Annotated in this window: 18 protein-coding genes and 8 pseudogenes; 9 read left to right on the top strand and 17 right to left on the bottom strand. The window is 73.9% G+C overall.

Annotation, left to right across the window (positions count from 1 at the left end; translation table 11 throughout):
- Positions 1-3 precede the first annotated feature (3 nt).
- Positions 4-892: pseudogene (locus tag ACQ95T_RS02605) on the top strand (A/G-specific adenine glycosylase).
- On the opposite strand, the gene ACQ95T_RS02600 reads toward ACQ95T_RS02605, so the two are convergent.
- Positions 874-3,297: a peptidoglycan bridge formation glycyltransferase FemA/FemB family protein gene (locus ACQ95T_RS02600; protein ID WP_431473891.1), complete on the bottom strand. Its 2,424-nt coding sequence runs from the start codon at positions 3,295-3,297 to the stop codon at positions 874-876. The pseudogene ACQ95T_RS02605 and the gene ACQ95T_RS02600 overlap by 19 nt on opposite strands.
- A 66-nt stretch (positions 3,298-3,363) precedes the next feature.
- On the opposite strand from ACQ95T_RS02600, the gene ACQ95T_RS02595 reads away from it, so the two are divergent.
- From ACQ95T_RS02595 to ACQ95T_RS02585, 3 genes and pseudogenes are all read left to right on the top strand, one after another.
- Positions 3,364-4,407, top strand: a complete 1,044-nt coding sequence (locus ACQ95T_RS02595) for a lipid II:glycine glycyltransferase FemX (RefSeq protein ID WP_425939122.1) — start codon at positions 3,364-3,366, stop codon at positions 4,405-4,407.
- A 24-nt stretch (positions 4,408-4,431) separates the two neighbouring features.
- A pseudogene (locus tag ACQ95T_RS02590) lies at positions 4,432-5,142 on the top strand (lipid II:glycine glycyltransferase FemX); the annotation flags it as partial.
- A 107-nt stretch (positions 5,143-5,249) separates the two neighbouring features.
- Positions 5,250-5,378: pseudogene (locus tag ACQ95T_RS02585) on the top strand (FemAB family protein); the annotation flags it as partial.
- A gap of 1 nt (position 5,379) precedes the next feature.
- Here the strand turns inward: ACQ95T_RS02585 and ACQ95T_RS02580 are convergent.
- From ACQ95T_RS02580 to ACQ95T_RS02570, 3 genes and pseudogenes are all read right to left on the bottom strand, one after another.
- Entirely contained in the window at positions 5,380-6,621 is a 1,242-nt protein-coding gene (locus tag ACQ95T_RS02580; RefSeq protein ID WP_431473497.1) for a lipid II:glycine glycyltransferase FemX, read from the bottom strand.
- A gap of 134 nt (positions 6,622-6,755) precedes the next feature.
- Positions 6,756-9,318, bottom strand: a pseudogene (locus tag ACQ95T_RS02575) (ATP-dependent Clp protease ATP-binding subunit).
- Between the two features lie 254 nt (positions 9,319-9,572).
- Positions 9,573-10,601: a Ku protein gene (locus tag ACQ95T_RS02570; RefSeq protein ID WP_425939115.1), complete on the bottom strand. Its 1,029-nt coding sequence runs from the start codon at positions 10,599-10,601 to the stop codon at positions 9,573-9,575.
- 94 nt (positions 10,602-10,695) lie between these two features.
- Here ACQ95T_RS02570 and ACQ95T_RS02565 point away from each other — a divergent pair, with 94 nt between their 5' ends.
- The gene (locus tag ACQ95T_RS02565; protein WP_431473496.1) at positions 10,696-11,604 is read left to right on the top strand and encodes a DNA ligase; all 909 of its coding nucleotides are present in this window, start codon (positions 10,696-10,698) and stop codon (positions 11,602-11,604) included.
- Positions 11,601-12,449, top strand: coding sequence for a non-homologous end-joining DNA ligase (gene ligD / locus ACQ95T_RS02560; RefSeq protein ID WP_425939111.1), 849 nt, complete (start codon positions 11,601-11,603; stop codon positions 12,447-12,449). The genes ACQ95T_RS02565 and ligD overlap by 4 nt, the downstream gene beginning before the upstream one ends.
- Before the next feature lie 107 nt (positions 12,450-12,556).
- Here ligD and ACQ95T_RS02555 read toward each other — a convergent pair whose 3' ends face one another.
- The 8 genes and pseudogenes from ACQ95T_RS02555 to ACQ95T_RS02520 form a co-directional block, all read right to left on the bottom strand.
- Complete coding sequence (locus ACQ95T_RS02555) at positions 12,557-12,904, bottom strand: histone-like nucleoid-structuring protein Lsr2 (RefSeq protein ID WP_425939110.1); 348 nt, start codon at positions 12,902-12,904, stop codon at positions 12,557-12,559.
- 123 nt (positions 12,905-13,027) lie between these two features.
- Positions 13,028-13,192, bottom strand: coding sequence for a hypothetical protein (locus ACQ95T_RS02550; RefSeq protein ID WP_431473495.1), 165 nt, complete (start codon positions 13,190-13,192; stop codon positions 13,028-13,030).
- Positions 13,193-13,218: 26 nt separating this feature from the next.
- Positions 13,219-14,670 (bottom strand): lysine--tRNA ligase, encoded by a 1,452-nt coding sequence (lysS, locus tag ACQ95T_RS02545; protein ID WP_425940007.1) that lies wholly within the window; start codon positions 14,668-14,670, stop codon positions 13,219-13,221.
- 102 nt (positions 14,671-14,772) lie between these two features.
- Positions 14,773-15,372, bottom strand: a complete 600-nt coding sequence (locus ACQ95T_RS02540; RefSeq protein WP_425939107.1) for a methylated-DNA--[protein]-cysteine S-methyltransferase — start codon at positions 15,370-15,372, stop codon at positions 14,773-14,775.
- Positions 15,369-15,698 (bottom strand): hypothetical protein, encoded by a 330-nt coding sequence (locus ACQ95T_RS02535; protein ID WP_431473494.1) that lies wholly within the window; start codon positions 15,696-15,698, stop codon positions 15,369-15,371. The genes ACQ95T_RS02540 and ACQ95T_RS02535 overlap by 4 nt, the downstream gene beginning before the upstream one ends.
- Entirely contained in the window at positions 15,689-16,735 is a 1,047-nt protein-coding gene (locus ACQ95T_RS02530) for an AlkA N-terminal domain-containing protein (RefSeq protein WP_431473493.1), read from the bottom strand. The genes ACQ95T_RS02535 and ACQ95T_RS02530 overlap by 10 nt, the downstream gene beginning before the upstream one ends.
- Before the next feature lie 47 nt (positions 16,736-16,782).
- Positions 16,783-16,986 (bottom strand): annotated as a pseudogene (locus ACQ95T_RS02525) (Ada metal-binding domain-containing protein); the annotation flags it as partial.
- A 101-nt stretch (positions 16,987-17,087) separates the two neighbouring features.
- On the bottom strand, positions 17,088-18,281 hold the full coding sequence (locus ACQ95T_RS02520; RefSeq protein WP_425939103.1) for a calcium/sodium antiporter: 1,194 nt from the start codon (positions 18,279-18,281) through the stop codon (positions 17,088-17,090).
- Positions 18,282-18,294: 13 nt separating this feature from the next.
- Here ACQ95T_RS02520 and ACQ95T_RS02515 point away from each other — a divergent pair.
- The 3 genes and pseudogenes from ACQ95T_RS02515 to ACQ95T_RS02505 all read left to right on the top strand — a co-directional run.
- A pseudogene (locus ACQ95T_RS02515) lies at positions 18,295-19,023 on the top strand (SAM-dependent methyltransferase); the annotation flags it as partial.
- 197 nt (positions 19,024-19,220) lie between these two features.
- Positions 19,221-19,400 carry a hypothetical protein gene (locus ACQ95T_RS02510; protein ID WP_431473933.1) on the top strand — a complete coding sequence of 60 codons (180 nt, stop codon included), beginning with the start codon at positions 19,221-19,223 and terminating at the stop codon, positions 19,398-19,400.
- Positions 19,401-19,476: 76 nt separating this feature from the next.
- Positions 19,477-20,578 (top strand): annotated as a pseudogene (locus ACQ95T_RS02505) (NADH-quinone oxidoreductase subunit D).
- On the opposite strand, the gene ACQ95T_RS02500 reads toward ACQ95T_RS02505, so the two are convergent.
- The 5 genes and pseudogenes from ACQ95T_RS02500 to folP all read right to left on the bottom strand — a co-directional run bounded on the left by ACQ95T_RS02500 (position 20,472) and on the right by folP (position 24,448).
- Positions 20,472-21,380 carry a VOC family protein gene (locus tag ACQ95T_RS02500; protein WP_431473492.1) on the bottom strand — a complete coding sequence of 303 codons (909 nt, stop codon included), beginning with the start codon at positions 21,378-21,380 and terminating at the stop codon, positions 20,472-20,474. The pseudogene ACQ95T_RS02505 and the gene ACQ95T_RS02500 sit on opposite strands and share 107 nt — an antisense overlap.
- Positions 21,381-21,503: 123 nt before the next feature.
- Positions 21,504-22,154, bottom strand: coding sequence for a class I SAM-dependent methyltransferase (locus ACQ95T_RS02495; RefSeq protein ID WP_425939096.1), 651 nt, complete (start codon positions 22,152-22,154; stop codon positions 21,504-21,506).
- The gene (locus ACQ95T_RS02490) at positions 22,069-22,677 is read right to left on the bottom strand and encodes a DUF3180 family protein (RefSeq protein WP_431473491.1); all 609 of its coding nucleotides are present in this window, start codon (positions 22,675-22,677) and stop codon (positions 22,069-22,071) included. The genes ACQ95T_RS02495 and ACQ95T_RS02490 overlap by 86 nt, the downstream gene beginning before the upstream one ends.
- A gap of 160 nt (positions 22,678-22,837) precedes the next feature.
- A pseudogene (folB, locus tag ACQ95T_RS02485) lies at positions 22,838-23,545 on the bottom strand (dihydroneopterin aldolase); the annotation flags it as partial.
- A gap of 51 nt (positions 23,546-23,596) precedes the next feature.
- On the bottom strand, positions 23,597-24,448 hold the full coding sequence (gene folP / locus ACQ95T_RS02480; RefSeq protein WP_431473490.1) for a dihydropteroate synthase: 852 nt from the start codon (positions 24,446-24,448) through the stop codon (positions 23,597-23,599).
- Positions 24,449-24,450: the final 2 nt, after the last annotated feature.

The raw sequence follows: 24,450 nt of genomic DNA, 5'->3' as shown, positions 1-24,450 counted from the left end.
GGCCTGCCACCGGGCACAGACGTCGACCGGCTGCACGAACGCACCCTGGACTGGTTCGCCGCGCACCGCCGGGACCTGCCGTGGCGGCGTCCGGGCTGCACCCCCTGGGGGATCCTCGTGTCGGAGGTCATGCTGCAGCAGACCCCGGTGGCCAGGGTCGAGCCCGTGTGGCACCGGTGGATGGAGCGCTGGCCCACCCCCGCGGACCTGGCCACCGCCGCCCCGGGGGACGCGGTGCGGGCGTGGGACCGGCTGGGCTACCCACGCCGGGCGCTGCGGCTGCACGCCGCGGCCGCGGCGGTGGTCGAGCGGCACGGGGGGCGGGTGCCCGAGCAGGAGGACGCGCTGCGCGCCCTGCCCGGTGTCGGGGCGTACACGGCGGCGGCCGTCGCCGCCTTCGCCTTCGGCCGGCGGACCGCTGTCGTCGACACCAACGTCCGGCGCGTGCACGCCCGTGCGGTCACGGGCAGGGCGCTGCCCGCCCCCGCCCTCACCGCGGCCGAGACGGCGCTGGCCGTCGACCTGCTCCCTGCCGACGCACCGACGGCCGCGGCCTGGAGCGTGGCGGCCATGGAGCTGGGGGCGCTGGTGTGCACGGCCCGGTCGCCCCGGTGCCCGCGCTGCCCCCTTCTCGACCGGTGCGCCTGGGTGGCCGCCGGATCTCCTCCCCACGACGGACCGCCCCGGCGGGGCCAGGCGTGGTGGGGGCACCGACCGGCAGTGCCGGGGCCGGCTGCTCCAGGTGCTGCGCGAGAGCGACGGGCCGGTGGCGGGGCCCAGGCTGCGGACGGCGTGGCCGGACGAGCTCCAGCGCGAGCGCTGCCTCGACGGCCTGGTCGCCGACGGGCTCGTGGAACCGCTGCCGCAGGACCGCTACCGGCTCCCCGCCTGATCCGCCGTCCGGTCCTCCGTCAGGACCCTCGCCCGGCCCCCGTCGCCGGCGACCTCTGGCGGCCGCGCCCTGCGGGCGGCCAGGGCCGTGCGGGCCCGCGACAGCCGGCCGGCGAGCTCGCGGCGGCCACGCTGCACGCGCGGCACCGCCGAGGCGAGCAGGCGGTAGAGCGCGGGCCGGTGGACCACGTCCACCTCGCCGACGTACTCGGTGGCCCCGCCGTCACCCTTGCAGAATCCCCGCTTGAAGAGGTACAGCCCGTCGGTCTCGGAGAGCTCGAACACCCCGCCCATGTCGTAGGACTCCGCGCCGGTGGCCAGTCCCCGCACCATGATGTCGTGGTTCATCACCTGGTTGGGCCCGGTGCTGCGCCGGATGTCGTTGGACCCGGCGTAGAGGTAGTACAGCTTGCCCCAGTAGTCGACGGTCACCGAGGCCGCCAGCACGTCGCCCTCGTGCTCGGCCAGCACCACGTGCATCCGGTCCTCGAAGGCCCGGCGCATCCGGTGGAAGTAGGGCAGCTCCCGGGCGGTGATCCCGTTGCGCTGGGCCATGTGGCGGTAGATCTCGTGGAAGGTGACCAGGTCGGCCATCTCCGTGGCCTCCCGCGTGGTCACCCCCTTGCGCCTCCCGCTGCGCACCTTGTTCCGGGTCTTCCCGTCGTACTTGGCCAACAGCTCGTCCTCGGAGAGCTGACGTCCGTCCTCGTCCTGGAGGCGGACGACCATCGTGAACCGGGGCTGGACGATGTCGTCCTTGTCCGCCCCCACGTTCTTGACCCGCCAGCCGGGCTGCGACCGCATCCAGGCGTCCACCCCCTCGTCGAACCGGACCTCGGGGTCGAAACGGGTCATCACCGCCCGGTGGCGCTCGACGAGCGGCTGCGCCTCGGCCAGGATCCGCAGGACCAGGTCCTTGTCGTTCCAGTCGACGAGCGGCCCGCGGGGGGCGTAGAGGACCGAGAAGCCTCCGGGCAGCCGCCGCACGAGCAGCGTCATCGCGGCGACGATGCGGCCGTCCTCCTCGACGTAGACGGCCTCCTGGCCCCACTCGTCCTTGACGATCCCCCACCGCAGGTCCTGGGTCACGGACCGGTGGGGGTGGGAGCGCACGAAGGCGCTGTAGCGGTCGACGGCCGCGGGGTCGGCGAGATCCAGGACGGGCACGGGGGCTACCGTACCTGCCCCTGGTGGCGCCCCTCCCGGACGACCGGACGCAGCACCTCCACCGTCCGGTGCGCGGCCTTGATGCTCACCAGCGGCGAGGTGGGCAGGGTGAGCACGCGGGCGGAGACCTCCTCGGCCACCGGGGACCCCGCTCGGGTCGTAGTGCAGGTCGGACCGGCGCCGCGGGCCGGGCCACAGGGTCGGCCGGTACCAGGCACCGGCGTCCAGACCCTCGCCCCGCAGGGCCGCCAGCACCGCCTCGGCCACCTCGGTGGAGGGGACGAGGAGGGGGAAGCGCACGAGGGTGGTCGCCGGATCCTCCAGGAGACGGGGGACGGCGACACCGGGCTCCCCGCTGAGCCCGAGGCGGTAGACCGCGGCGACGGCCCGCCGGTGCTCGCCGGTGGTGCCCAGCACGGGCAGGGTCCGGCGCATCCTGCGCAGGACGTCCTCGGAGGGGAGGTGGGGCTCGCCCACGCTGCGGCCCGAGCGCTCGGCGTCGGTGACGTCCAGCTCGACCAGACCCCGTTCGGCCGCGGCGGACAGCACCCGTGCGCCGGGGGGCCCCAGGCGGCCCGCCACGCGGCGCAGGGGACCGCCCGCCCGCCGGGCGACCGCGTCGCGCCGACCGGCCTGCGGCAGGTCCGCCAGCGCCCCGGCGAGGACGTCGTGCCAGGGCCCTTCGCGCAGGGCCGGTGAGATCCACACGGCGGCTCCCGACGCGAGCGGAAGGGCCCCGCCGGCCTCGAACCCGTGCAGCGAGATGTCGGCGGCCACCAAACCGTCGGCCGTGCGGGCCAGGTGTCCGGGGCAGTGGGCGCTGTCCTCCACCAGGAGCGCCCCGGGCGGCAGGAACGCGCGCAGCCGGGCGACCGGGGCCACCGGCCCGAACGTGTGCCGGACGACCACCGCCCGCGTGGAGGAGGAGGACACCATCGGCACCGTGGCCGGGTCCAGCGAGAGGGTGTCGCGGTCGATGTCGGCGTAGCGGGGCCGGTGCCCGGCGCCCAGCACCGGCGTGACGGTGGTCAGCGGGGCGAAGGGCTGCACGACCACCTCGCCCGGGCCGGCGTGCCCGCAGACGGCCCGGAGCACGGCCAGGGCGGCGTGCCGGTCTCGGTCCACGAGGAACCAGTCGGCCGGGTCCGTGCCCGACCGCCGCGCCAGCTGCTCCCGGACCGCGGAGGCCGCGGACGACGGAGGCGGTGCCGTGGCCGGTGCCGGTGTCGCGGAGCCCATCACGCCTACGGAGTCTAGGTGTCGGGAGCCCGGCCCACCCCTTGGGCCTCGCATAGGGTGAGCGCCATGGCCCTCACGTTCGAGACCTCTCCTCCGGCCGCGGGCTGGAACGCCCGGATCGCGGCCACCCCGAACGGCGGCAACATCTACCAGAGCCACGAGCTGGGCGAGGTCAAGCGGATGGCCCGATGGCGTCCCCTCTACGCCGAGTCGCACGGCGTGGCCATGACGATCCACGAGAAGGCGGCCCCCGGCTTCGGGACCGTCTGGTACCTGCCGAAGGGGCCGTGCGTGGACGGGACCGCGTCCCTGGCGCCGGTCGTGGACGACCTGCGCGAGGCCGCCCGCGCCCGGGGGGTGATGTTCGTGCGCCTGGAGCCGGAGATCCGCGAGGAGGAAGGGGCCCTGGCCGGCCTGCGGGCCATGGGCCTGGTGCGGACCGACCCCGTCCAGCCGCACTCCTCCACCGTGCTGTTCGCCCTGCCGGAGTCCCCCGAGGACCTGCTGGGCGCCTATCCGTCCAAGACCCGCAACATGGTCCGCCGCGCCGGCCGCGAGGGCGTGCAGGTCGAGCGGGCTCCGGGCACGGAGGAGACCTTCGAGCTGATGTGGCGCCTTTGGTCGGCGGTGGTCGAGGACCAGGGGCTGGGGGTCCGGGGCCACGACTACTTCGTCGAGAGCTGGCGCATCATGGTCTCCGGCGGCCTGGCGCAGCCGTTCCTCGCGCGCAGGGACGGCGAGCCGCTGGCCTGGGCGCTGGTCGCGGCGCTCGGGACGGTCGCCGCCTACAAGGAGGGGGCCAGCCTGCGCGAGCGGCCGGTGCCCGGCGCCAGCCAGCTGCTCCAGCACGAGGGCATGCGGTGGGCGATCGAGCGTGGCGCCCGCACCTACGACCTCGTCGGCGTGCCGCACTCCTCCCGCCTGGACGACCGCTCGGACCTGCGGTACGGACTGGGGGTCTTCAAGCGCGGGTTCAGCAAGGAGGTCACCGACTGGGTGGGCGCGTGGGACCTCGTCCTGCGGCCCCGGAGGTATGCCGCGTGGCAGCGCCTCGGGCAGCGCGTGGTCACGCGCGTGCAGCGGCGTGAACCCGGTGACGCCTTCTGGTGAGCGGTCCCGACCGGCGGGAGGGTGATGCCCGGCCGTGTCCGTAGGATGACCGCCATGGGTCTGATCGAGAGCCGTCCGTCGACCGCGGCCGAGTGGGACGCGCAGGTGGTGGCCGCACCCGGACCGTCGTCGATGTTCCAGACGCACGAGTTCGCCCAGGTCAAGGAGCGGGTCGGCTGGCGTCCCCGCTTCCTCGTCGTGGACGGCGTCGCCGTCACGGTGCACACCCGCACCGCCCCGGGGCTCGGCCGGGTCTGGTACGCCCCCAAGGGACCCTCGGTCGCCTCGGTCGACCAGCTGTCCTCGCTGCTGCCCACGCTGGCGGAGGCGGCCCGGGCCGACGGGGCCTTCCTGCTCAAGGTCGAGCCGGAGCTGCTGGAGAACCCCGAGACGCTGGCGGCCCTGGACTCCCTGGGGCTCGTCCGGGCCGGCCGGGTGCAGACGAACGCCTCCACGGTCCTCGTGGACGTCTCCGGGGACGCCGAGGAGCTGATCATGCGTCTACCGGGCAAGGTGCGCAACCAGGTCCGCCGGGCCCAGCGCGACGGCCTGGAGGTCGAGCGGGTCCCGGCGACCGAGGAGAACTACGAGCGGCTGTGGCGGATGTGGGCCGAGGTCGTCGAGGACCAGGGCATCGCCACCCGCGACCGCGAGTACCAGGTGGGCCTGTGGCGCACCTTCTGCGAGGCCGGGCTGGCCCAGCTCTTCCTCACCCGCTTCCAGGGGCAGGACGTCGCGGGGGCCTTCGTCACGGTGGTCGGTGACGTCGCCTGCTACAAGGACGGGGCGAGCGTGCGCGACGGCCGGTGCGGGGCGCCAGCCAGCTCCTGCAGTACGAGGCCATGCGGTGGGCGCAGGAGCAGGGCGCCACCGTCTACGACCTGTGCGGCACCCCCCACTCGACCAGGGTGGCCGACGAGGACGACCCGTTCTTCGGCATCGGCGTCTTCAAGCGCGGGTTCAACAAGCAGGTCACCGACTGGGTGGGTGCCCTGGACCTGCCGCTGCGGCCGCGGCGCTACCAGGCCTGGACCCGGTTCGGCCACCGCGTCCTGGCCAAGGCCCTCTCGCGCGGCCGCAGCGGGTCGAGCTTCTTCTAGGGGCCCTCCCCACCACTGGCCGAGCGCGTCTGGGGCCGGGGCCGGGGCCGGGGCCGGGGGTCAGTAGAACAGCGGGTTGCGCGCCCTGGTCAGCCGGGCGTGGACCCGCAACCCCACCCGGTCCCAGACGGCCGTACGTCGTCGGTCCACGACCAGCCGGACGCTGCCGACGGTGTCGGTGATCGGCCCGAAGGCCGTCCGTCTTGAACTGCACGAGCCCGTGCAGGGGGTGGTCCTGGTCGTCGGCCGCCCAGCTCGGCGGCACGCCGTACAGGTCGTAGGTGGTGGCCCCCCGCTCCTTGCACCAGCGCATCGACTCCCACTGGACGCGGTACTGCAGGCCGTTGGCTGCCGGGGTGCGCACCGACCCGCCGTCGCGGTAGTAGCCCAGGTCGCCGTGCTGCCACAGGAACGCGCCGGCCTCGGGCTCGGCCACGTCGGCGGAGGACCTGGCCAGCACGACATGGCCCTGGCCCAGGTCGCGGTAGAGGCGCCAGGCCCTGACGTAGTACTCCTTGGGGCGCAACGGGAAACCGGCCCGCTCCACGGTGGGGGCGTACAGCTGCCAGAACGTCTCGATGGCCTCGTCGTCGGTGCGGTGCTCCACGACCGCGTCCGAGGCCTTGCGGATGGCCCTGCGCGCCCGCTGCCGGAAGGAGGCCAGCAGCTCGTCCTCGTCGGGCCGCAGGTCGATGAGGACGGTGTGGTGCCCCTGCTGCAGGTCGGTGAACTCCTCCAGCCCCGGTATGCCGGCGACCAGGTCCGAGCGCGTCTCCGGCCCCTCGGCGGGCACCGGTGGCTCGAAAATGACGCTGAAGGCACCCACCGTGCGCAGGTCCTCGCAGATGGCCCGGACGTGCTCGGGGTCGGTCACCCTCGGACCCATGGGGGCGTACCAGAGCTCGCCGAAGGGGGGCACCTTCTTGACCAGGTAGAGGGCCGGGACCGACGGCCGGCCCGGGTGCTCGTGGACGACCTGGCGCGCGGACGCCCAGGCGCCCGACTTGATCTCGGCGTAGGGCGCCAGCTGCATGAGGTCGACACCGCCCGGGCTGGCCCGCACCAGGTCGTCCCAGCCGGCCGTCTCCTCGGGGGTCGCGTCGCGCAGCGTCATGCCGCAACCCTAACCGTCCACCGCCGGCGTCCTGCCACGTCGCCGGGCGGGCGGCTGCGGACGTGCGGACGGGGCGCACCGCGGTGGCGGTGCGCCCCGTCCGGTCGTGCTCGGGGTATGGCGTGCGCGCGGGCTCAGCCGGCGTGCTCGCCCTGCTCCTCGGCGGGACCACCGGAGGTGGCCGGCTCCACCGGCAGGGTGTCCGGCACCGCCGAGGGCTTGGGCTGCCCCTGGAAGGTGAAGACCTTGTCCCGGGTGCGGTCCTCGCCCACGGTGTCCTCCACGTCGACGACCACGATCTCGCCGGCGCCGATCTGCCCGAAGAGGATCTTCTCGGAGAGCTGGTCCTCGATCTCGCGCTGGATCGCGCGGCGCAGCGGCCGGGCGCCCAGGACGGGGTCGTAGCCCTTCTTGGCGAGCAGCTCCTTGGCCGACTGCGTGAGCTCGAGGGCCATGTCCTTGTCCTTGAGCCGCACGTCCAGCTTGGCGATCATCAGGTCCACGATCTGGACGATCTCGGCCTGCGAGAGCTGCGGGAAGACGATCGTGTCGTCCACGCGGTTGAGGAACTCGGGACGGAAGTGCTGCTTGAGCTCGTCGATGACCTTGTTCTTCATCCGGTCGTAGCTGCTCTGGGTGTCCGGACCGGCCGAGAACCCCAGGGAGATGCCCTTGGCGATGTCCCGGGTGCCCAGGTTGGTCGTCATGATGATGACGGTGTTCTTGAAGTCGACGACCCGACCCTGGGAGTCGGTCAGACGACCGTCCTCCAGGATCTGCAGCAGGCTGTTGAAGATGTCCGGGTGCGCCTTCTCGACCTCGTCGAAGAGCACGACCGAGAACGGCTTGCGCCGCACCTTCTCGGTGAGCTGACCACCCTCCTCGTAACCGACGTAGCCGGGGGGCGAGCCGAACATCCGCGAGACGGTGTGCTTCTCGGAGTACTCCGACATGTCGAGGGTGATGAGTGCGTCCTCGTCGCCGAAGAGGAACTCCGCCAGCGCCTTGGCCAGCTCGGTCTTGCCGACGCCGGTGGGGCCGGCGAAGATGAACGAGCCACCGGGGCGGCGGGGGTCCTTCAGGCCGGCCCGGGTGCGCCGGATGGCCTGGGACAGCGCGGTGATCGCGTCGTCCATGCCGACGATCCGCTTGTGCAGCTCGTCCTCCATGTGGAGCAGCCGCTGGGACTCCTCCTCGGTGAGCTTGAACACCGGGATGCCGGTCGCGGCGGCGAGGACCTCGGCGATCAGCTCCTCGTCGACCTCGGACACGACGTCCATGTCGCCGTTCTTCCACTCCTTCTCGCGCTCGGCGCGGGACTGGGTGAGCTTGTGCTCCTCGTCCCGCAGCCGCGCGGCCTTCTCGAAGTCCTGGGCGTCGATCGCCGACTCCTTCTCCCGCTTGGCGTGGGAGATCTTCTCGTCGAACTCGCGCAGGTCCGGCGGAGCGGTCATCCGGCGGATGCGCAGCCGGGCGCCCGCCTCGTCGATGAGGTCGATCGCCTTGTCGGGCAGGAAGCGGTCGTTGATGTAGCGGTCGGCCATCCCCGCGGCCGCCACGAGCGCGGCGTCGGTGATGGAGAGACCCGGTGGTGGGCCTCGTAGCGGTCGCGCAGGCCCTTGAGGATCTCGATCGCGTGCGACAGCGTGGGCTCGGCGACCTGGATCGGCTGGAAGCGGCGCTCCAGCGCGGCGTCCTTCTCGATGTGCTTGCGGTACTCGTCCAGGGTCGTGGCCCCGATGGTCTGCAGCTCGCCGCGGGCCAGCATGGGCTTGAGGATGCTCGCGGCGTCGATGGCGCCCTCGGCGGCACCCGCCCCGACGAGGGTGTGGATCTCGTCGATGAACAGGATGATGTCCCCGCGGGTGCGGATCTCCTTGAGCACCTTCTTGAGCCGCTCCTCGAAGTCGCCGCGGTAGCGGCTGCCGGCGACGAGCGCACCGAGGTCGAGCGTGTAGAGCTGCTTGTCCTTCAGCGTCTCGGGCACGTCGCCGCGGACGACGTCCTGGGCCAGACCCTCGACGACGGCGGTCTTGCCGACGCCGGGCTCGCCGATGAGGACCGGGTTGTTCTTGGTGCGGCGGGACAGCACCTGCATGACCCGCTCGATCTCCTTCTCGCGACCGATGACCGGGTCGAGCTTGCCCTCCCGCGCGGCCTGGGTCAGGTTGCGGCCGAACTGGTCCAGCACCAGCGAACCGGCCTGCTGGCCCTCCGCGCCGCCGCTGGGGCCCACGCCCGCGCTCGCGGTCTCCTTGCCCTGGTAGCCCGAGAGCAGCTGGATGACCTGCTGGCGGACCTTGTTCAGGTCGGCACCGAGCTTGACGAGCACCTGGGCGGCCACGCCCTCGCCCTCGCGGATCAGGCCGAGCAGCAGGTGCTCGGTCCCGATGTAGTTGTGGCCCAGCTGCAGCCCCTCGCGCAGCGAGAGCTCGAGGACCTTCTTGGCCCTCGGGGTGAAGGGGATGTGCCCGGTCGGGGACTGCTGGCCCTGCCCGATGATCTCCTGCACCTGCTCGCGGACGGCGTCCAGGGAGATCCCCAGCGACTCCAGCGCCTTGGCGGCGACACCCTCCCCCTCGTGGATCAGCCGAGCAGCAGGTGCTCGGTCCCGATGTAGTTGTGGTTGAGCAGCCGCGCCTCTTCCTGGGCGAGCACCACGACCCGCCGGGCCCGGTCGGTGAACCGTTCGAACATCGTCACTCCTCGACTAGCGTCTCGTCACGCGGTCGGCGGCCGGAGCCCACCCGCGCGGGCGTACGTCCACTCTACGTGGCGTCTGAGAACCTCAACGTCCTCGTGCACCGTCGGTGTTCCACGAGGGCCGCCTGTTCGCCCCTGGCATAACCGGACGGCCCCCGACGGCCACCGTCACGCGCCACCGGACGTCCCGGCCAGCCCCGCGGCGGGCGCGTCCCCGGTCGACCGGCCTCGGAGCGGCCCGCCCCCGGTCAGCCGGCCTTCTTGCGGGTGGAGGTGCGCTTGTCCGCCGCCTTGGCAGGCGTCTTCTTCGCCGCGGCCTTGCTGCCCGTCGAGGCGTCCGTCTTCGCCGCCGTCCTCTTGGTCGCCGTCCTCTTGGCCGCGGTGCCCTTGGCCCCCGCGCTCCGCGACGACCCCGACGAGGCCCGGTCGCCGGACCCGTCCCCGTCGGCATCGGCACCGACGTCGTCCGGAGTCTCCTCGGTGGTCTCGCCCCGACCGGCCCGGGCCCGCTCCACCGACCGCTGCAGAGCGGCGAGCAGGTCGACCACCTCGCCGGACTCGCCGTCCTCCTCGGACTCCGGCGGCTCGGTGACCTCCCCGCCCTCGATCTTGCTCTGGACCAGCGCCTCGACCGCCTGCTTGTAGTCGTCGACGTGCCCCTCGGGCTCAAAGTCCCCGGCCATGGACTCCACGAGCATCCGCGCCATGGCGATCTCGTTCTTCTTGGGGTCGCTGACCTCGTCCAGGTGGTCGAGCCGAGAGGCGTCCCGGATCTCGTCGGGCCACAGCAGGGTCTGCAGCACGATGGCGTCCTCCATCACCCGCAGCACGGCCATGGTCATCCGGCTGCGCACCGACACCGTGACGACGGCCACCCGCTCGGACTCGCGCAGCGCCTCGCGCAGCAGCCCGTAGGCCTTGGCCCCCATCGCGTCCGGCTCGATGTAGTAGGCGCGGTCGTAGAGGATCGGGTCGATCTGGTCGATCGGCACGAACCGCTCGACGGTGATCTCCTTGCTCGAACGGTTGGGCAGCGAGGCCAGGTCCTCGTCGGTGAGCACGACGGTGCGCCCGTCCTCGGTCTCGTAGGCCTTGGCGATCTCCTTGTAGGCCACCTCCTCGCCGTCGGCCTGGGCCACCCGCTTGTAGCGGATGCGGCTGCCGTCGCTGGCACGCACCTGGTGGAAGGACAGGTCGTGGTTCTCGGTCGCCGAGTAGAGCCGGACCGGCACGTTGACCAGCCCGAACGACACGGCGCCCTTCCAGATGGCTCGCATTGGACAAGGATGGACCCATGCGCCCCATGCTCGCCACCCCTGGAGATGCGCGGACCGGTCCACCGTCCGGCCCGTCCTGGGCCCACGAGATCAAGTGGGACGGCATCCGGTCCTGGCCGACGTGCGGGACGGCCGGTTGCGGCTGCTGACGCGCGGCGAGCGGGACATCGCCGTGGCCCTGCCCGAGCTGCGGGCCCTCGCCGGGGTGGCCCAGGACCTGCTGCTCGACGGCGAGGCGGTGACGATGATCGCCGGGCGCCCCTCGTTCAGCCACGTCGTCGACCGGGTGCACACCTCCTCGCCCACCGCGGCGGCCCAGCTGGCCCGCACCCGCCCGGTCACCTACCTCGTCTTCGACCTGCTGCGGCTGGACGGGATGGACCTCACCGGCCTGCCGTGGTCCGCGCGCAGGTCCGCCCTGGAGGACCTCCTCCGCGACGTGGCCGGCGTGCAGGTCCCCCCGGTCTACGACGACGGGGGCCAGCTCCTCGCGGCGACCGCGGAGCAGGGGCTGGAGGGCGTGGTGAGCAAGCGCCGGTCCTCGACCTACCAGCCCGGCTCGCGGTCGACGGACTGGCTGAAGTTCCCCCACCGCGACCACCTCAGCGTCGTCGTCGGCGGATGGCGGGTGCAGACGGGCACCGCCGCCCGGCTCGGCGCCGTGCACGTGGGCCTCCCGCTGGACGACGGCACCGGCACGGTCCTGCGGGACGACGCCGGCCGGTTGCGGCTGACCTACCTCGGCCGGGTGGGCAGCGGACTGGCCGGGCGGGCGGGAGCCCAGCTCCAGACGCTCCTGGAGCAGGTTCCGCCGGTGCCGTACCCGTTCACCACCGACATTCCCCGGCCCGAGTCCGCTGGCTCCACGTGGCTGGAGCCGCGCGTGGTGATCGACGTCGCCTCGCTGGGCATCACCCCCGGGCTGGGACGGTTGCGGCAGCCGTCGTTCCAGGGCGTGCGCCCCGACCTGGACCCGTCGGACCTGCTGGAGGTGCAGCCGTGAGCAGCCAGAGCGTGCGCGTGGCCGGGCGGACCCTGCGGGTCAGCAACCTGGACAAGGTGCTCTACCCGTCCACCGGGACCACCAAGGGCGAGGTGCTCACCTACTACGTGACGCACGCCGACCGGATCCTGCCCGAGCTGGCCGACCGGCCGGTGACGCGGATCCGCTGGCCCGAGGGGGTGGGTGCGGCCCACTTCTTCGAGAAGAACCTGCCGCCCGGCGCCCCCGACTGGCTGTCGCGCGTCACGGTGCCCACCCCCGGGTCCTCGCGGGGGCGCGAGACCATCACCTTCCCCCTCGTGCACGACGTCGCCGCGCTGGTGTACCTGGTCAACCTCGGCAGCCTGGAGCTGCACGTGCCCCAGTGGCGGGTCGACGCGGAGGGGACGCCGCTGCCCCCCGACCGGATGGTCGTGGACCTCGACCCCGGCCCGGGGGCGGGGCTGCGCGAGTGCTCCCGGGTGGCGCTGCTCGTCCGCGACCGGCTGGACGCGGTCGGGCTGTCCACGCACCCGGTGACGAGCGGGTCCAAGGGGATGCAGCTCTACGCCCCCCTGGAGGGCGCGCGGGGGTCGGAGGAGGTGAGCGGGGTCGCCAGGACGCTGGCCGAGCACCTGGCCGAGACCCACCCCGACCTCGTGACGGCACGGATGACCAAGGCGGAGCGGCCCGGCAAGGTCTTCCTGGACTGGAGCCAGAACAACGCCGCCAAGACCACGATCTGCCCGTGGTCGCTGAGGGGCCGGGATCGGCCGCAGGTGGCGCTCCCCCGCTCCTGGGACGAGGTCGAGGCGGCCGAGGCGGGGGGGCCGGAGCTCACCCAGCGCACGATCGACGAGGTCTGAACCCGTCGAACGGGGCGGCCGCGGGGACGTCCCCCGGGCGTGCGGACGGGCCGCTCCCGGTCGGGAGCGGCCCGTCAAGAAGGCGTCGGCCTCCTCGTCCGGTCGCGTCAGTGCGCGGCCGCGTAGGCGTCCTGGAGCTCCTGAGAGACCCGCCCGCGGGAGCTGACCTTGTAGCCGTTCTCCCGACCCCACTCGCGCATCTTCGCGAGCTCGTCGGCCTTGGCCGAGGAGCCGGAACCCGAGCCGGAGCCCGCGCCGCGACGACGGGTCTGCCGACGGCCGCCGGCGCGACGGGCCTCGCCGATCCACCGGGCGAGGTCGTCCCGCAGCTTGGCTGCGTTCTCGTCGTTGAGGTCGATCTCGTAGGTCACCCCGTCGAGGGCGAACTCCACCGTCTCGGTGGCCTCGCCGCCGGAGATGTCGTCCTCGAGAATGACCTGCACACGCTGAACCATAGGCGTTCTCCTGGTGATTGTCGTGACGTGCCGAACAGGGATCGGCGGCACGCCGACAACTCTACCGAACAATTCAGGCATCCGGAAAGCCCCTGTGGAAGAGGGCCATTTATCGGATTTCAGTCACCGCTGGAACGGGTCGTTGGTATTGTCCGTCAGCGCGTCCTGCTCGGCCTCCCACCGGCGAAGCGCCGCACGTTCCCGACGGTCGCCCTCGACGAGGTGCTTGAGAATGACCCAGAACAGGAACAGCAGACCGGCCGAGGGAATGAGGGCGGCCAGCACCATCCAGCTGTCGTGGAGAAAAGAGGGCATCATGCCTCCGGCTTGAGGAAGGGAAAGAGGATGGTCTCACGGATCCCGGCGCCGCTGAGCAGCATGAGCACCCTGTCCAGCCCCATGCCCAGCCCCCCCATGGGCGGCGCGGCGTACTCCAGGGCACGCAGGAAGTCCTCGTCCAGCTGCATCGCCTCCGGGTCGCCACCGGCCGCCAGCAGGGACTGCTCGGTGAGGCGGCGGCGCTGGATCTCCGGGTCGATCAGCTCGGTGAAGGCGGTGCCCCGTTCGACCCCGGCGATGATGAGGTCCCAGGCCTCGACCAGCCCGTCGTGCGTACGGTGCTGGCGCGCCAGGGGCTGGGCGATCTCGGGGTAGTCGTGCACGAAGGTGGGCTGGAGCAGCGTCGGCTCCACCAGGTCCCCGAAGATCTCCATCGCGATCCGGCCGGCATTGTGGTCGGGCCGCACGGGAATGTCGTGCCGCCGGGCGATCTCGACCACCTCGTCCCGGGGCGTGCGCACGTCCACGGAAAGACCCAGCACCTCCGAAAGTCCTTCGTAGAAGGAGAGCCAGCGCCATTCCCCGTCCAGGTCGACCATCCCCATGGGGGTGGAAATGCGACGACGGCCGACGGCGTCGGCGGCCGCCAGGATCATCCGCTTCATCAGCTCGGCCATCGAGTACTGGTCGCCGTGGGCCTCGTAGGCCTCCAGCATGGTGAATTCCGGGCTGTGCGTGGAGTCGATTCCCTCGTTGCGGAAGATCCGCCCCATCTCGTAGACCTTGTCCACGCCGCCGACCACGGCCTTCTTCAGATAGAGCTCCAGCGCGATCCGCAGGGTCATCGGCATGTCGAAGGCGTTCAGGTGCGTACGGAAGGGACGGGCCGCCGCACCGCCGTGCACCGCCTGCAGGACCGGGGTCTCGACCTCCACGTACCCCTCGTCCTCGAGCACCCCGCGGACCGCCCGGGTGACCGCCGCCCGGTCGAGCACCATCTGCCGGGCCTCCTCCCGCACGACGAGGTCGACGTAGCGCTGGCGCACGCGCTGCTCCTCGGAGAGGTCCTTGTGCAGGACCGGCAACGGACGCAGCGCCTTGGAGGCCATCAGCCACTCGCCCGCCATCACCGACAGCTCGCCGCGGCGGGAGGCGATCACCCGACCGTGGACGAAGACGTGGTCCCCCAGGTCCACCCACTGCTTCCAGCGGTCCAGGGCCTCCTGCCCGACCTCGGCCAGGGAGAGCATCGCCTGCAGGCGGGTGCCGTCCCCGGACTGCAGGGTCGCGAAGCACAGCTTGCCGGTGTTCCGCACGAAGACGACCCGTCCCGAGACACCGACCCGGTCCTGGGTCTCCTCGCCGGCCGAGAGGTGGTCCCACCGTCCCCGCACCTCGGCCAGGGCGTGCGTGACCGGCACCGACACGGGGTAGGGCTCCATCCCCGCCTCCAACATCGCCGCCCGCTTCTCGCGGCGGATCCGCATCTGCTCGGGCACGTCGACCTCGGGGACCTCGGACTCCAGGGCCTTGGGCTGGGGCGTCTGACTCACCCCGACAGGGTATCCGCCGGTGCCGGGGGGGTCCGGTCAGAACAACGAGCCGCCGGCCACCCGGCGCTCGAGGTCCAGCAGAGCCTGCTTGCGCCCGACCCCTCCCCCGTAGCCGGTGATCGCGCCGGCGCTGCCCACCACGCGGTGGCACGGCACGACGATCGAGACGGGGTTGCGGCCGTTGGCCAGCCCGACGGCCCGGGCGGCCCCGGCCTGCCCGATCCGGGCGGCCAGCTGCCCGTAGGACCAGGTCTGGCCGTAGGGGATCAGCAGGAGCGCGTCCCACACCCGCCGCTGGAACTCCGTGCCGGGAACCCGCACGGGCAGGTCGAAGCCGGTCCGGCGGCCCGCCAGGTAGTCGGTCAGCTGCTCGGCGGCGGACTGCAGGACGGGGTCGGCGTCCTGCAGGGCCGTGGTGGTCCCCAGGTCGGCGGGAGCGTGCCGGTGCGTCTCGAAGTACACCCCGGTCAGGTGCTCTCCGTCACCGACCAGCCGCAGCGGCCCGAGGGGCCCGTCGAGCAGGACGTGGGTGGTCTTCGTGCTCGACGTCGTGCTCGACATCGTGCTCGACATCGTGCTCGAGGTCGTGCCCGAGGTCGTGCCCGTCGTGGTGGTGGTCGTGGTGGTCGGGATCATGCGTCCTCCGTGGGGTGCGGGGCGGGTCGGGTCGGGCCACCGGCGCGGAGCAGCTGGACGGCATACCCCCGCCAGGGGCTCCAGCGCCCGGCGCGGGCGGTGAGCTCGGACGCGGTGGCGCCCAGTCCTGCCCGGGCCGCGCGGCGCAGGACGTCGAGGTCGCTGGCGGGCAGGGCGTCGGGGTCGCCGAGGGCGCGCAGGGCGATCGTCTCCACGGTCCAGGGTCCCACGCCGGGCACGGCCGCCAGGGCGGCCCGGGCCTCCTCCCAGGAGGACCCCGGGCCCAGGTCGACACGGCCCTCGGCCAGGGCCGACGTCAGCGCCACCAGCGTGTGCGCCGACGGGCGCCCGGCATGCCCGGCAGCTGTTCGAGGTGCGCCGCGGCGACGTCGGCGGCGGAGGGGAACAGGTGGGTGGGTCCGCCGGGGCTCAGGAGAGCGCGGGGCAGCTCCCGGCCCAGGCCGCGGACGAGCTGGGCGGCCATCGTCGTCGCCCGCGAGGTGGAGACCTGCTGCCCGAGGACCACCCGCACCGCCGTCTCGTCGGGGTCGACGGTGCCGAGGGGCCGGACCCCCGGGGTCGCCGCCACCAGCGGACGGAGCGCGGGGTCCTGCGCCAGGTGCTCGTCGACCGCCTCCGGGTCGGCGTCCAGGTCCAGGAGCCGGCGGAGCCGACCCGTCGCGGCGCCCAGGTCCCGCACGTCGGTGAGCCGCAGGAGTGCGCGGACGTGCCGGTCGCCGGGTGCCGGAGCCTCGAGCCGGACGACACCGGGGCCGTGCGGGAGGGCCAGCGACCGCTCCCACCCGCCGTCGCGCCACGCCTCCACGCCGGGGACGACCCGGCCCCTCAGCTGCTCGACCAGGCTGGGCACGTGCAGAGGAGGTCGGAAGGGCAGGCGGACCTCCACCTGGGCGGCCGTGCCGGCCTCCTGCCCGGTGACCCCGTCGGTCTCCCCCTCGCCGGCCCCGACGGCACCACCGGGCGCACCCGTGCCGCGGAAGCGCGCCGTGCGCCGCAGCGTGGTGGGCGTGGTGGCGTAGACGGCGCGGACGGTGTCGTTGAACGCCCGTACGCTGCCGAACCCGGCCGCGTGGGCCACGTCCGTGACGGTCAGGTCGGTCGACTCCAGCAGGACCCGCGCGGTCTGCGCCCGCTGCGCCCGGGCGAGGGCGAGCGGGCCGGCACCCAGCTCCGCGGTGACGAGGCGCTCCAGCTGCCGGGTCGAGTACCCGAGCCGGTCCGCCAGGCCGGTGACGCCCTCGCGGTCGACGACGCCGTCGGCGACCAGGCGCACCGCCCGGGCGACCAGGTCGGCCCGCGGCCGCCAGCGGGGGGGGAACCGGGCGTGCTGTCGGGCAGGCACCGGCGGCAGGCGCGGAACCCGGCCCGCTGGGCGGCAGCGGCCGAGGGGTAGAAGGAGAGGTGGACCACCTTGGGGGTGATCGCCGGGCAGCTGGGTCGGCAGTAGATCCCGGTGCTGGTCACGGCCGTGACGAACCACCCGTCGAAGCGGGGGTCCTTGCTGCGGACGGCGGTCACGCACCGGTCGTGGTCGAGCTGCACCCCTCCATGCTGCGGTCCGGGCACCGGTGCGGTCCAGCAGAAAACCGACATCGACAGGGAGGGTCGGGCGACGGCACCGCTCGAGGCCCGCGGTCCCCTGCCCCACCGCCGGGGATCCTGCCCGCCCGCGGACGGTTCGGCCCCGGCGAGGTTCAGCCGGGAGAGGCCGCCCGCTCCCGGCGCTCGGCGATCCGCCCGAGCTCGTAGGCCACGGTCGTGGCCAGCATGACGAGGACGAAGGGCAGCACGAAGAGCGTCATGACCGTGGTGAAGCCGGAGAGCGCGTCGTGGGAGGTGGCCTGCAGCACGACGTAGCCGACGTAGGCGGCGTAGAGCACCATGAACAGGACGCCCTCCCACCGGGCCACCACGAAGCCGGTGAAGGACACCGGCAGCAGGGCCAGCGAGGTGGCCAGCATGACGGGCAGGTCGAGCGCGAGGACGGCGGGAGGCACCTCCAGGCCGCCGGCCAGCAGCGCGGGCAGGCCCAGGACGAGGCCGAGGTTGGCGATGCAGCTGCCCACGACGTTGCCCAGCGCCAGGTCACGCTCCCCCCGCAGCGCCGCGATCGCGGACGCCGCCAGCTCCGGCAGCGAGGTGCCGACCGCCACCACCGTGAGCCCGACCACCAGCCCGCTCACCCCCAGGGCGGTCGCGACCGACGTCGCGCCCGAGACCAGCAGACCGGCTCCCACGACCAGCAGGACCACCCCGCCCAGCACGAGGAGCACCGCCGCCCAGCCCGGCAGCACGCCTCCGGCCTCCTCGTCCGCCGGCGGGTCGTCCGGCCCGGCCGTCCCCGGGTGGGCCTCCCCCGGCCTGTGCTCCGCGTCCTCCGTCGGCGGGTCCTCGTCGGGCGCCGGGTCCTCGTCGGGCGCCGGGTCCTCGTCGGGGTCGCGGCGGGCGATCCACACGCTGGCCAGCAGATGGACCAGGAAGACCCCGAGGAGCACCACCCCGTCGGCCAGGCCGATCCGACCGTCCAGGGACAGCACCAGGGCGAGCACCCCCAGCCCGAGCATCACCGGGACGTCGATCCGCACGATCCGGCGCCGGGCGGTCAGCGGCAGGATCAGCGCCGAGACCCCGAGGATGAGCAGGACGTTGGCGATGTTGGAGCCCACGACGTTGCCCAGCGCCAGGTCGGTCTCCCCCCGCAGCGCGGCACCCGTGCTGACCGCCAGCTCGGGGGTGGAGGTGGCCACCGACACCACGGTGAGCCCGACCACCAGCGGGGTCAGCCCGGAGCGCACCGCGAGCGCCGAGGCACCGCGCACCAGCAGCTCGCCACCGCCCACGAGCAGCACCAGGCCCAGCACGATCCGACCGACGTCGAGAAGATCCACGTGCGGCACAGTAGTGGGGGTGCACCCCGACCGGCAGCCCCACCACGACGCCCCCGGTCGGGCACGACCCTGGCACGCGGCGTGGGCGGACGCGCTCTACGGCGACCGCGGCTTCTACCGCTCGCACGCGCCCGCGCAGCACTTCCACACCTCCGCCCAGGGGATCCCCGGGGGCGGGGCAGTCCTGGCCGAGGCGCTCGTCGCGCTGTGCCGCAGGCACGGGCTGACCGGCGTGGTCGACGTGGGGGCCGGCCGGGGCGAGCTGCTCGCCGAGGTGCGCCGGCTCGCACCGCAGCTGCACCTGCACGGCGTCGACGTCGTCGACGCGCCGGCCGACCTCCCCGTCGACCGCTGGACCCGTTCCCCCGGCGGGGCGCTCCTGCCCGACGCCCTCCGGGACCTGCACGGGGTGCTCGTCGTGGCCCACGAGTGGCTCGACGTGGTGCCCTGCCCCGTCCTGGTCCGGGACGACCACGAGGTATGGCGCGAGGTCGCCGTCCACGAGGACGGCACCGAGGTCCTCGGCCCGGTCCCGTCGGCCCCGGACCTGGCCTGGGCGCGGCGGTGGCTCGGCCCGCAGGTGCACCGGGCCGAGGTCGGCCGGCCCCGCGACCAGGCGGCGACCGACCTCGTGGGCCGCGTCCGGCAGGGGCTGGTGCTCCTCGTCGACTACGGGCACACCTCCGCCGACCGGCCGGCCGGGGGCACCCTGACGGGCTACCGCGCGGGGCGGCAGGTCGCCCCCGTCCCGGACGGTTCGTGCGACCTGACTGCCCACGTCGCCTGGGACAGCCTCGTGGACCACCTGGGTGCGCCCGCCGTGCTGACCTCGCAGCGTGCCGCCCTGCTCGGGCTGCTGCAGGCCGACGGTCGTGCCGGCGACGGCAAGGACGGGACCGGCGAGGACGGGACCGGCGAGGCCCTCCTCCTGGCGCGCCGGTGCCGCACGGGCTCGCCCGTGCCGACCCCGCGGCATACCTGTCCCTGCTGGCGCGGCGCGCCGCCCTCGGCGCGCTCACCGCCGTCGGCGGTCTCGGCGACTTCGGCTGGGTGCTCGTCGTCGTCGAGGAGCCGGGCCGCGGCCGCGTCGCCCCCGACGGGGCCACGGTGCCCGACTAGGGTGGCCCGGGTGAGCACCCGCGACCTGGACGTCTCCCTCGGCGCCGCCGGCGTGGGCGGGGTGAGCACCACCGAGATGGTGCTCAACATCGGTCCGCAGCACCCGGCCACGCACGGGGTGCTGCGGCTGCGGCTGACCGTGGACGGGGAGCGGATCATCGCCGCCGAGCCGGTGATCGGCTACATGCACCGGGGGGCCGAGAAGCTGTTCGAGGTCCGTGACTACCGGCAGATCCTCGTCCTGGCCAACCGGCACGACTGGCTGTCGGCGTTCAACAACGAGGTCGGGGTGGCCCTCACCGTCGAGCACCTGCTGGGGATGGAGGTGCCCGAGCGGGCCACCTGGACCCGCACGCTGCTCTCCGAGCTGGGGCGGGCGCAACCACCTCATGTTCCTGGGGTCCTACCCGCTGGAGCTGGGTGCGATCACCCCGATGTTCTACTCCTTCCGCGAGCGGGAGGAGCTGCAGGCCGTCATGGAGGAGTACTCCGGCGGACGGATGCACTACATGGCCAACCGCGTGGGCGGGCTGCTGCACGACCTGCCCGAGGGCTGGCTGGACCGGGTCGACGCCGCGGTCGAGCAGGTCCGGGCGCGGATGCCCGAGCTGGAGTCGATGCTGCTGGGCAACGAGATCGTCCTGGCGCGCACGCGCGGGGTGGGCGTGCTCGAGCTGGCCGACGTCCTGGCCTACGGCGTGTCCGGGCCGATCGCCCGCGCCTCCGGCCTGGACGTGGACCTTCGGCGGGACGAGCCCTACCTGGCCTACGCCGAGCTCTTCGGCGAGGGCGGGCCGGGCCGGGTGGTGACCCGGGAGGAGGGGGACTGCTACGCCCGGCTGGAGGTGCTGGCCGAGCAGGTGCACGTCTCGCTGGACCTGGCCCGGGCGTGCACGCGACGGCTGCGCGAGCTGGGCCCGGGCCCCTACGACACCAGGCTGCCCAAGGTGCTCAAGGTGCCCGAGGGCGCGCACTACCTGGCGACCGAGAACCCGCTGGGGTTCAACGGCTACCACCTGGTCAGCCGCGGCGACAAGGCTCCCCACCGGCTCAAGCTGAGGTCCGCCTCGTTCAACAACGTCCAGGTGCTGCGGGAGATGCTCCCGGGGACCGTGGTCGCCGACATGGTCGCGATCCTGGGGTCGATGTTCTTCGTCGTCGGGGACGTCGACAAGTAGGTCGGCCCCGGCACCGCGGCCTCAGGCGGTCGGGGGCCGCATCAGCGCGAACCGCTCCCCGTCGGGGCCGGTCGCCTCGGCGATCCGGCCGTGCTCGGAGTCGAAAGGCTCGGTCGTCACCCGACCGCCGGCCGTCGTCGCGGACCCGGGCCACGGCCTCGTCGGTGTCCGCCACCTGGAGCACGACCGACCAGTACGGGCCCTCCCCGGCACCGACCAGACCCAGCCCGGCCGTCCCCGACCGGTCCTCCCCCGGGGCGCGGGCGACGGCATACCTCATGTCCCCCTCGGAGAGGTCCTCGTAGGTCCAGCCGAAGACGTCCGCGTAGAACCGCCGACCGCGGTCGAAGTCGCCGACCATGGCCTCGGTCCAGGCGACCGCGCCCGGGACGTCGTAGGCCTCGAACCCCTGGTGGGACCCCGGCTGCCACAGGCCGAACCCCGCGCCGGTCGGGTCGGCGTGCAGGGCCATCGTGCCGAACGGCCCCACGGACACGGGGGACATCAGGGTCGTGCCGCCGGCGTCGGTGACGGCACGGGAGGCAGCCTCGGCGTCCGCGACCACGAGGTAGACGGTCCACTCGTGCGGCGGCTCCGGCATCCCCTCCATCGGCGGGGCCATGCCCGCGACGGCCAGGCCGTCGACGGTGGCGTTGAGGTAGCCCCCGAACTCCTCCTGCCCACCCGTGTAGTCCCAGCCGAGCACCTCGCGGTAGAAGGCCTTGCTGCGGTCCGGGTCGGTCACCGAGATGTCGATCCAGCCGGGTGCGCCGACGGGGCGGCGGGTGCTGCGTGCGGTCATGGGAGCTCTCCTCGTGGACGGTGCCCCGTCGGGCCGACGGGCGGCTGCATGGTCAGACCGTGCGCGGGTGCAGGACTCATCGGTGGCCGGGACGGTGGCGAGGTGACCACGGGCGGAGTCCTGTCAGGTCTCCCTCCGGCGCAGGACGCTGACCGCGAAGGTCGCGTCCTGGCCCCAGGGCTTCAGGTCCCAGGTCGCGAACCGGTGCTCCAGCCGCAGCCCGGCCGGGAGGAGGAGGTCGTCCAAATCGGTCGGGGTGAAGCCCCGGGTGACCCGGCAGCCCACCAGCACGAAGCCTCCGGCAACGACGTGGGACGCCACGCCTCGCAGCGCCGGACCGCGGTGCTCGACGGGCAGGAAGTCCAGGACGTTCCCCGCCAGGAGGGCCCCGTCGAAGGGCTCCGCCTCACCGACCGCCCCGAGGTCGAGGGTGGCCAGGTCCCCGACCAGCCAGGTGGCGTCCGGGTGGTCCGCGCGGGCCGCCGCGACCAGGACGGGGTCGATGTCCACCCCCACGACCCGGTGGCCCAGCCGGGAGAGGTGCCCGCCGTGCCGCCCGGGACCGCACCCGGCGTCGAGCAGGCGCGCACCCCGGGGGGCCAGGACGTCGACCAGGCGGGACTCCCCCTCGACGTCCTCCCCCCGGGCGGCCATCACCCGGAAGCGCTCGGCGTACCACCGCGAGTGCTCAGGATCCTCCAGCCCGGGCCAGAGCGAGGTCGGGCGGGCCGGTCCGGGGGCCGGTTCGACGGGGGTGTTGCCGTGGTCGCTCACCCGGCCACTCTAGGCCGGTCAGCCGTAGGCCAGGTCGGCGTCGGGCACACCGTCCCCGTCGTCCGTCGTCGCCGTCGCCGGGCGGGATCCGGCACCACGCCTGCCCGAGGTAGCCCACGACCGAGAGCAGCAGGGCTGCCGCCGCGTGGACCACGCCCCAGACCAGCTGGGCGCGTTCGCCGGCGACGTCGGCGTTGGGCAGGTGCACCAGGGCGTTGGCCAGGTACCACCCGACCAGCGCGGCCCCGCCCAGCGCGGCCGCCTGGGCCCCCACCAGGGTGCCCCGCCCGCGCTGGGGGCTGGGGCGGGCGGTGCGCGCCCCCCGCAGGTAGCGACGGATCTGCCAGCTCATGACCAGCACGAGAAGGGTGACCGCCACGAGCGGGACCAGCCCCAGCCAGGAGATCACCGGATACTCCGCCCCGAGCGTCCGCAGCAGCTGCAGGACCAGCCAGCCGGCCATGCCGGAGAGCACCCCGACCAGGAGGCCGGTGGTGGGACGCACCCCCTCGACCGTGTTCACCGGGCACCTCCTGCGTCCAGCACGCGCAGCTCCTGCTCCCCACGTCGTGGACGAGGTCGCGCACCGCGCGCACGTCCTCCCCCCTCCGCAGGTGGGCGTCGGGGTCCAGGTCCAGCCAGGGCCGCAGCACGAAGGCCCGCTCGTGGGCCCGCGGGTGCGGCAGCGTCAGGGCGGGGGTCTGCGCGCGGACGTCGTCGCCGAGGACGGGGTCGCCGTACTGGACCAGGTCCAGGTCCAGGGTGCGTGCACCCCAGCGCACCTCCCGGGTGCGGCCGTGGTCCTCCTCGAGCCGGTGCAGCCGGTCGAGGAGCGTCGTCGGCGCCAGGCTGGTGCGGGCCAGGACCACCCCGTTGACGTAGTCCGGCTGCCCGGCCACGGCGGCACCTCCGACCGGGGCACCGACGTAGAGCGGCGAGAGGCGCACGCCGCGCAGCCCGCGCACCCGGTGCAGCTGGCGGACGGCCGTCCGCACGGTGCGGGCGGGATCCACGCCCTCACCGCTGGGCAGGTTGGCCCCGACGGCGACGACGACGGGCACGTCCCGCTGCCGGCGCACGACGACCGCGACGTCGCCGAAGGGCACGCCGACCGGGGCCTGCGGCTTGTGCACGGTCACCTCGACCGTCTCGACGGCCGGTCGTGCCAGGACGACGGCGGCGATCTCCTCGGCCACGGTCTCGACGAGGTCGCGCGGCTGCCCCTCGACCACCGCGACGACGTCGGCGGCGACCTCGCCGTAGTGCACGGTGCGGGCCAGGTCGTCGCTGGTCCCGGCGGGCCGCAGGTCGAGGCCGATCACGACGTCGACGACGAAGTCCTGGCCGTCGCGCCGCTCGTGCTCGAAGACCCCGTGGTGACCCCGGGCCACCACGCCGGTCAGCCGGACCTGGTCGCCGCGCTCAGCCACGGTGCCGCTCGGTCATCTCGTGGACGGCCAGCGCGTCCCGGGTGGAGGCCACGTCGTGCACCCGCACCGCCCAGCAGCCCGCCCGTGCGGCCAGCAGGCTCGTCGCCGCGGTGGCCATGTCGCGGTCGGCGGGGCGGGGTCGCTCGGGGGCGCGGCCCCGTCGACGGCCGCGCCCGGCCGGGCGGGCAGCCGCCCCAGGAACCGCTTGCGGGAGGCGCCCAGCAGCACCGGGTGGCCGAGCTGGAGGACGCGCTCCAGGGCGGCCAGCAGGGTCCAGTTGTGGGCGGCGTCCTTGGAGAAGCCCAGGCCGGGGTCCAGGACCACCTGGGCGGGGGCGACGCCCCGCGCGGCGAGGGTCGCGACCCGCTCTTCCAGCTCACGGCAGACCTCCTCCACCACGTCGTCGTAGTGCGGTCGCGCGTGCGGGTCGGTGAGCAGGCCCCGCCAGTGCATGACGACGAACGGGACGCCGGTCGCGGCGATCAGCGGGGGCATCTCCTCGTCCGCCAGCCCGCCCGAGACGTCGTTGACCAGGGTCGCCCCGGCCTCCAGGCAGGCCCGGGCCACCGAGGCACGCATGGTGTCGACCGAGACCGTGAGACCCTCCTCGACCAGCCCGGTCACGACGGGGAGCACGCGGTCCAGCTCCTCGGCCTCCTGCGGCCGTGTGCTCCCCGGCCGCGTCGACTCCCCGCCGACGTCCAGGAGGTCGGCACCCTCGGCGGCCAGCCGGCGGCCGTGCGCCACGGCGGCGGCGGTGTCGGACCACCGGCCGCCGTCGCTGAAGGAGTCGGGCGTGACGTTGACGATGCCCATGATCCGGGTCGGCCCCGGTCGGACCAGGTCGGCGACGGTGGGCACCACGG

The sequence above is a fragment of the Ornithinimicrobium carbonis genome, assembly GCF_050703245.1.
In the GTDB taxonomy this organism is placed as follows: Bacteria; Actinomycetota; Actinomycetes; order Actinomycetales; family Dermatophilaceae; genus Ornithinicoccus.
The sequence above is the reverse complement of the archived record's forward strand: the minus strand, read 5'-3'. Positions and strand labels throughout refer to the sequence as shown.

Bases quoted from the DNA above. Each gene is read 5' to 3' on its own strand.
- ACQ95T_RS02600 (WP_431473891.1), bottom strand. From the start codon at position 3,297: ATGGGCTCCGCGACACCGGCACCGGCCACGGCACCGCCTCCGTCGTCC.
- ACQ95T_RS02595 (WP_425939122.1), top strand. From the start codon at position 3,364: ATGGCCCTCACGTTCGAGACCTCTCCTCCGGCCGCGGGCTGGAACGCC.
- ACQ95T_RS02580 (WP_431473497.1), bottom strand. From the start codon at position 6,621: ATGACGCTGCGCGACGCGACCCCCGAGGAGACGGCCGGCTGGGACGAC.
- ACQ95T_RS02570 (WP_425939115.1), bottom strand. From the start codon at position 10,601: ATGCGAGCCATCTGGAAGGGCGCCGTGTCGTTCGGGCTGGTCAACGTG.
- ACQ95T_RS02555 (WP_425939110.1), bottom strand. From the start codon at position 12,904: ATGGTTCAGCGTGTGCAGGTCATTCTCGAGGACGACATCTCCGGCGGC.
- ACQ95T_RS02550 (WP_431473495.1), bottom strand. From the start codon at position 13,192: ATGGTGCTGGCCGCCCTCATTCCCTCGGCCGGTCTGCTGTTCCTGTTC.
- lysS (WP_425940007.1), bottom strand. From the start codon at position 14,670: ATGCGGATCCGCCGCGAGAAGCGGGCGGCGATGTTGGAGGCGGGGATG.
- ACQ95T_RS02540 (WP_425939107.1), bottom strand. From the start codon at position 15,372: ATGATCCCGACCACCACGACCACCACCACGACGGGCACGACCTCGGGC.
- ACQ95T_RS02500 (WP_431473492.1), bottom strand. From the start codon at position 21,380: ATGACCGCACGCAGCACCCGCCGCCCCGTCGGCGCACCCGGCTGGATC.